The following is a 2,526-nucleotide window of genomic DNA, read 5'->3' as shown; positions in this document are numbered from 1 at the left end:
AGGTGATGGCCGAGCGCAACCTGACCCGGGCGGCGCACAACCTGGCCATGACGCAACCGGCGGTGAGCAACGCCCTGCGCCGCCTGCGCGAGCTGCTGGGCGACGAGCTGGTGCGGCGGGCGGGCTTCGGCGTCGAACCCACCCCCACCGCCCTGGCCCTGTGGCCAGCGGTGCGCGAGGCCCTGAACCTGCTGCGCGGCGCGCTGGCACCCGGCGCCTTCGACCCCGCCGCGGCCACCAGCACCTTTCAGCTCGCCATGGCCGACGCCACCTCGGCCAAGCTGATCCCCAGCCTGATCGACATCTTCGAACGCGAGGCGCCGGGCGTGAACCTGCGCGTGCTGCCCCTGACCACGCGCGACCCGCGCGAGTTGCTGGAAAGCGGCGCGGTGGACCTGGCGATCGGGCACTTCCCCGCCGTCATCGCCGAGCTCGGCGCGCGGCAGCAGCAGGACGAACTGCCGCGCTTCGCCTTCGAACGCCTGTACGACGGCGACTACGTGGTGGTCATGCGCCGCGGCCACCCGCTGGCCGGCCAGCCGCTGTCGCTGGACACCTACTGCGCCGCGCGCCACCTGCTGGTCAGCTTCTCGGGCCGGCCCTTCGGCTTCGTCGACGAGGCCCTGGCCGCGCGCTCGCGCCAGCGCCGGGTGGTGATCACGGTCAACCAGTTCTTCACCGCCGGACGCGTGGTGGCCACCACCGACCTGCTCACCGTGCTGCCGCGCCACTTCCTGTCGGCCACCGGCATGGAGGATGAACTGGCCATCAGCGAGCTGCCGCTGGCCGTGCCCGAGGTGCACGTGGACACGCTGTGGCACCGCCAGCGCCAGCACGACGCCGCCCACCGCTGGTTGCGCGAGGCGGTGTCCCGCTCGGCCGCGCGCAGCGGCCTGCAGAGCACGGACACAATCGGCCCATGATGAAGATCCAGTTGCTGAGCGACCTGCACCTCGAGGCCAACCGCGATTTCCTGCCCCAACCCGCCCCCGGCGCCGACCTGCTGGTGCTGGCCGGCGACGTGGGCTCCTACCAGCGGCGGCGCGACGGCAGCGCCATGCCCGAGCCCGACTGGGGCCTGCGCCGCTTCGCCGACTGGCCGGTGCCGGTGCTCTACCTCCCGGGCAACCACGAGTACGACGCGCTCGATGTCGACGAGGCCCACGCCGCCCTGCGCGCCACCTGCGAGCGCCTGGGCCTGCGCTGGCTGGAGCGCGAGACCTGGGTCTGGCGCGGCGTGCGCTTCGTCGGCACCACGCTGTGGAGCGACTACGACGCCATCCGCCCGCCCGGCAGCGAGCCGCTGCTGCAGCGCGAGAAAGCCTTTCGCGCCGCCGACCACTACCTGCGCCAGATGGCCGGCCGGCGCCACGGCCGCCTGTTCGACGCCGCCGCCATGCGCGAGCTCGGCCTGGAGTGCCAGGCCTGGCTGCGCGAGGCACTGGCCCGGCCCTTCGACGGCCCCACGGTGGCCATCACCCATTTCGCGCCCACGCTGCACAGCGCCGACCCGCGCTACGGCCTCACGCCCGGCACGGCCGGCTTCTGCAACGCACTCGACGACCTGCTCCCGATGGCCGACCTCTGGCTGCACGGCCACCTGCACTGCCCCACCGACGTGCGCGTGGGCCGCTGCCGCATCCGCGCCAACCCCCTGGGCTACCGCGAGAAGCAGGAACAACTCGCCTTCGATCCGGTCTGCCTGGTCGACGTGGCGCCGCAAACCCGCCCCGTTTGATCCGGCGCAAAGCCGCGGCCCGATGGGGCCCGTACACTCGGCCCGTCAATCACCACAGCGAACCCCAAGGAGAACCGCGATGAAGATCCTGCTGGCCGTCGATGGCAGTGAGTACACCAAGAAGATGCTCGCCTACCTGACCACCCACGACGAGCTGTTCAGCGCCGACAACGACTTCAGCGCGATCACGGTCCAGTCGCCGCTGCCCCCGCGGGCGCGCGCCGCCGTCGGCGCCGACGTGGCGAACCAGTACTACGAAGAAGAAGCGGCCAAGATCACCGGTCCGGTGAACAAATTCCTGCAGCGCCACGGCATCACGGCCAAGCTGCTGCACAAGACCGGTTCGGCCGGCGAGGTCATCGCCAAGACGGCCAACTCGGGCAAGTTCGACATGGTCATCATGGGCTCGCACGGCCACGGCGCGCTGGGCAACCTGGTGCTGGGCTCGGTGGCCACCAAGGTGCTGGCCCATTGCACGGCGCCGGTGCTGATCGTGCGCTGATCCGCCGCGCGATCGATCCCAAGGAGCCGCCCTCGGGCGGCTTTTTCACGCCCGCCTCAAGCCGGTGGGCGCAGGCTCTGGGCGGCGGCCGCGCGCAGGGCCGCGCTCAGGGCGTCGAGCACATCGGAGCTGAGGTTCCAGCAATGCCAGTGCAGCGCCACGCCCAGGCGGTGCTTGGGCGCCACGTCCACCAGCTCACCGCGCTCGATAAGCTCGCGCACCAGCAGCCAGGGCACCACACTCACGCCCCAGCCCGCCAGCACCGCGCGCACCTGCCCCTCGCTGG

The 2,526-nt window shown here is 72.0% G+C and carries 3 protein-coding genes and 1 pseudogene; 3 read left to right on the top strand and 1 reads right to left on the bottom strand.

Going from position 1 to position 2,526, the window contains the following annotated elements; all coding sequences use genetic code 11:
* Positions 1-2 precede the first annotated feature (2 nt).
* From BGO22_RS09200 to BGO22_RS09190, 3 genes are all read left to right on the top strand, one after another.
* A complete protein-coding gene (locus tag BGO22_RS09200; RefSeq protein WP_286850341.1) occupies positions 3-923 on the top strand; it encodes a LysR family transcriptional regulator in 921 nt (306 codons plus the stop codon).
* Positions 923-1,738 carry a metallophosphoesterase gene (locus BGO22_RS09195; protein WP_286850343.1) on the top strand — a complete coding sequence of 272 codons (816 nt, stop codon included), beginning with the start codon at positions 923-925 and terminating at the stop codon, positions 1,736-1,738. Before BGO22_RS09200 ends, BGO22_RS09195 begins: the two co-directional genes overlap by 1 nt.
* 79 nt (positions 1,739-1,817) lie before the next feature.
* Positions 1,818-2,240: a universal stress protein gene (locus tag BGO22_RS09190; RefSeq protein WP_286850339.1), complete on the top strand. Its 423-nt coding sequence runs from the start codon at positions 1,818-1,820 to the stop codon at positions 2,238-2,240.
* 56 nt (positions 2,241-2,296) lie between these two features.
* On the opposite strand, the pseudogene BGO22_RS09185 reads toward BGO22_RS09190, so the two are convergent.
* Positions 2,297-2,526, bottom strand: a pseudogene (locus BGO22_RS09185) (ArgP/LysG family DNA-binding transcriptional regulator); the annotation flags it as partial.

It is taken from the genome of Hydrogenophaga sp. 70-12 (assembly GCF_001897365.1).
GTDB lineage: Bacteria > Pseudomonadota > Gammaproteobacteria > Burkholderiales > Burkholderiaceae_C > Hydrogenophaga > Hydrogenophaga borbori.
This window is presented reverse-complemented; position numbering and strand designations above follow the sequence as displayed.

Bases quoted from the DNA above. Each gene is read 5' to 3' on its own strand.
- BGO22_RS09195 (WP_286850343.1), top strand. From the start codon at position 923: ATGAAGATCCAGTTGCTGAGCGACCTGCACCTCGAGGCCAACCGCGAT.
- BGO22_RS09190 (WP_286850339.1), top strand. From the start codon at position 1,818: ATGAAGATCCTGCTGGCCGTCGATGGCAGTGAGTACACCAAGAAGATG.